Origin of the sequence: Brasilonema bromeliae SPC951 (genome assembly GCF_012912135.1) — a bacterium.
In the GTDB taxonomy this organism is placed as follows: domain Bacteria; phylum Cyanobacteriota; class Cyanobacteriia; order Cyanobacteriales; family Nostocaceae; genus Brasilonema; species Brasilonema bromeliae.
In genome coordinates this window covers 1-2,402 of the sequence record NZ_QMEB01000384.1, presented here as the reverse complement: position 1 = coordinate 2,402, position 2,402 = coordinate 1, and the positions used below count along the sequence as shown (strand labels likewise).

General features: G+C 43.5%; 3 protein-coding genes and 1 pseudogene. All 4 read left to right on the top strand.

Translation table 11 applies throughout. The features are described from left to right. Positions 1 to 126: 126 nt before the first annotated feature. Positions 127 to 902, top strand: a pseudogene (locus DP116_RS30850) (ISL3 family transposase); the annotation flags it as partial. Positions 903 to 1,027: 125 nt separating this feature from the next. After that, on the top strand, positions 1,028 to 1,420 hold the full coding sequence (locus DP116_RS29860) for a helix-turn-helix domain-containing protein (protein ID WP_246275834.1): 393 nt from the start codon (positions 1,028 to 1,030) through the stop codon (positions 1,418 to 1,420). A gap of 123 nt (positions 1,421 to 1,543) precedes the next feature. Beyond that, complete coding sequence (locus DP116_RS29855) at positions 1,544 to 1,834, top strand: transposase (RefSeq protein WP_246275833.1); 291 nt, start codon at positions 1,544 to 1,546, stop codon at positions 1,832 to 1,834. A gap of 58 nt (positions 1,835 to 1,892) precedes the next feature. Next, the gene (locus tag DP116_RS27840; protein WP_169158200.1) at positions 1,893 to 2,243 is read left to right on the top strand and encodes a four helix bundle protein; all 351 of its coding nucleotides are present in this window, start codon (positions 1,893 to 1,895) and stop codon (positions 2,241 to 2,243) included. Positions 2,244 to 2,402 lie beyond the last annotated feature (159 nt).

Below are 2,402 nucleotides of genomic sequence, written 5' to 3'. Positions count from 1 at the left end.
TTTTGGTGATCTCGCTTGGGGGAAGGCAGAGGGCAGAGGGCAGAAGGCAGAAGGAAGAAAGATATAATTGAGATACTTCAAACTTCACTCCATCAAACATTTGAGGAATAAGCCGAAGCTTGCCCTATGTCGGTGCTAACTCACCTATTACCAGATTCAACCAATCTGAAACTTGAGAATTGCCAACTTGACGAGATAAAGACGAAGATTTGGTTGATTGTTTCCGCCATCAGTAGAGTAGTTAATTGTCCAGTTTGTAACCAACCAACTCATAAAATTCATAGTCGCTATGAACGCTTCTTAGCAGACTTACCCTGGGCTGATTACAGCATTACCTTACAGTTACGGGTGCGGAAGTTTTTTTGCATCAATAGTTTGTGTAAACGGCGCATTTTTACAGAAAGGTTGACCAATGTAACCGCACCTTGGGCGAGAAGAACTCTACGTTTAGCTCAACGACTAAGTGCGATTGCGCTCTTCTAATGGTGGTGCAGCAGGGGTAAGACTCTCGGAGCAATTGGGGATAAAAGTTTCTCGCAATACACTATTAAATTTAGTCCGCTCAATCCCACTACCACCAATCGTAACGCCACATACTCTTGGGGTAGACGATTTCTGCTTTCGTAAATGTAAAACTTACGGCACAGCACTAATTGATCTGGAACGCAGCCGACCAATTGCTCTACTAAAAGATGCCAAGGCTGAAACCTTGGCAGAATGGTTAAAAGCTCACCCTGGTGTCAAAGTCGTCTCACGAGACCGGTCAAAAACTTATGAAAGTGGTATTCGTCAAGGCGCGCCAGAAGCCATTCAAGTTGCAGACCGTTTTCACTTATTGCAGAACTTATCTCAAACGCTTGAGCAAGTCTTTAGTACTCACGCTTCGGCACTTAAAGAAGTGGAAAAACAAGTCTTTAGTACTGATACTAAAGTGCTAAAACAGGTGGAAACAGCACACAACGTTTCCCTAATTGCTGAGGCTAATCCCTGCCCAGTTGTGCCAAGGTTTCCCCAAAACACATCTTAAATGCGAAAAGTTCAATCGGCCAAGGCACGGGCCAGACGGAGGGACATCCATGAGCAAGTTTGGAGCTTACGGTCTATTGGCTTATCAGTACAAGCAATCGCTCAAGAGCTGGGAGTTTCTAAAAATACCGTATATAATTACTTGCGTAGCTCAACTTTTACCGAACGTCGCCAACGTAGCGACCAAGGTCTCAGTCTTCTCAACCCTTATCATGATTACCTCCTCAGCCGCTGGAATAGCGGGAACTACAACACCCAAGAACTGTTTGAAGAAATTCGACAGGCGGGCTATATCGGTAGTTATGCCACGGTCATTCGCTTCACTCGGCAACTAGGAGCTTGCCCGGATTTGAACCGCGACAAGGTTCAAGAAAAAACGCTTCCCCCAGGGTAAGCTCTTGTTCCCATCGTCCTCTCACCCCCAGTCGCGTCACAGCTTTAGTCCTGCGACGACCGGAATTAACAGAGCCGGTCGGAGCGTGAAGCGATCGCTCGACTACAAACAGCCCATTCTGATTTGGAGTCAGCCATTGAACTAGCTCAACAGTTTGCATCTCTTGTGCGTCAACGCCTGCCGTCAGAGTTCGATGCTTGGTTAAACAAAGCTAAAAACAGCTCGGTTTCTTTGCTGCACTCCTTTGCTGTTGGTAAGAAGTCTGACTACGATGCTGTAAAAGCAGGTGTAACTATGCCAGTCAGCAATGGCCCTGTTGAAGGGCATATTAATCGACTGAAAATGTTAAAGCGGCAGATGTATGGTCGCGCCAAGATAGACTTACTTGAGCGACGATTTTTGTTGGCGACCTGAGAGGTATAATTCTTAATACTTCAAACATCTTCTTTTCTTCTACCTTCAAACTTAACTTATGAGTTATAGAAATCAATTTATATGGCAAAGAGCAGTTCAACTTGCTATTAATTGCTACAAATTTACGCGTCTATTCCCTAAATCTGAATTGTATGGTTTAACAAGTCAAATACGACGTTCATCCGTATCTGTAGCATCCAACATAGCTGAAGGTTATGGTAGACGTTCAAAACAAGAATACATACAGTTTTTACATATTGCATTAGGCTCTTTAAGAGAGCTTGACACGCAATTAATCATTGCCAAAGAAGTAGATTTAGCAGAAATTGACCTTTTCACTCCCATTATGAATGAAGTTGAGGAAATGCAAAGTATACTAGTTGCTACCATAAACAAACTAAAAGGTTAAAATTTTATTTCTTCCTCCTTCTTCCTTTTTCCTCCTTCTGCCCTCTGCCCTCTGCCCTCTGCCTTACCCCAGCCAAGATCACCAAATTCTGCCAAGATCCAGTTTATCCTTCATTTTTGATATTTGAGTTTTTTTGCCAATAATGATTATCGTGTAGGG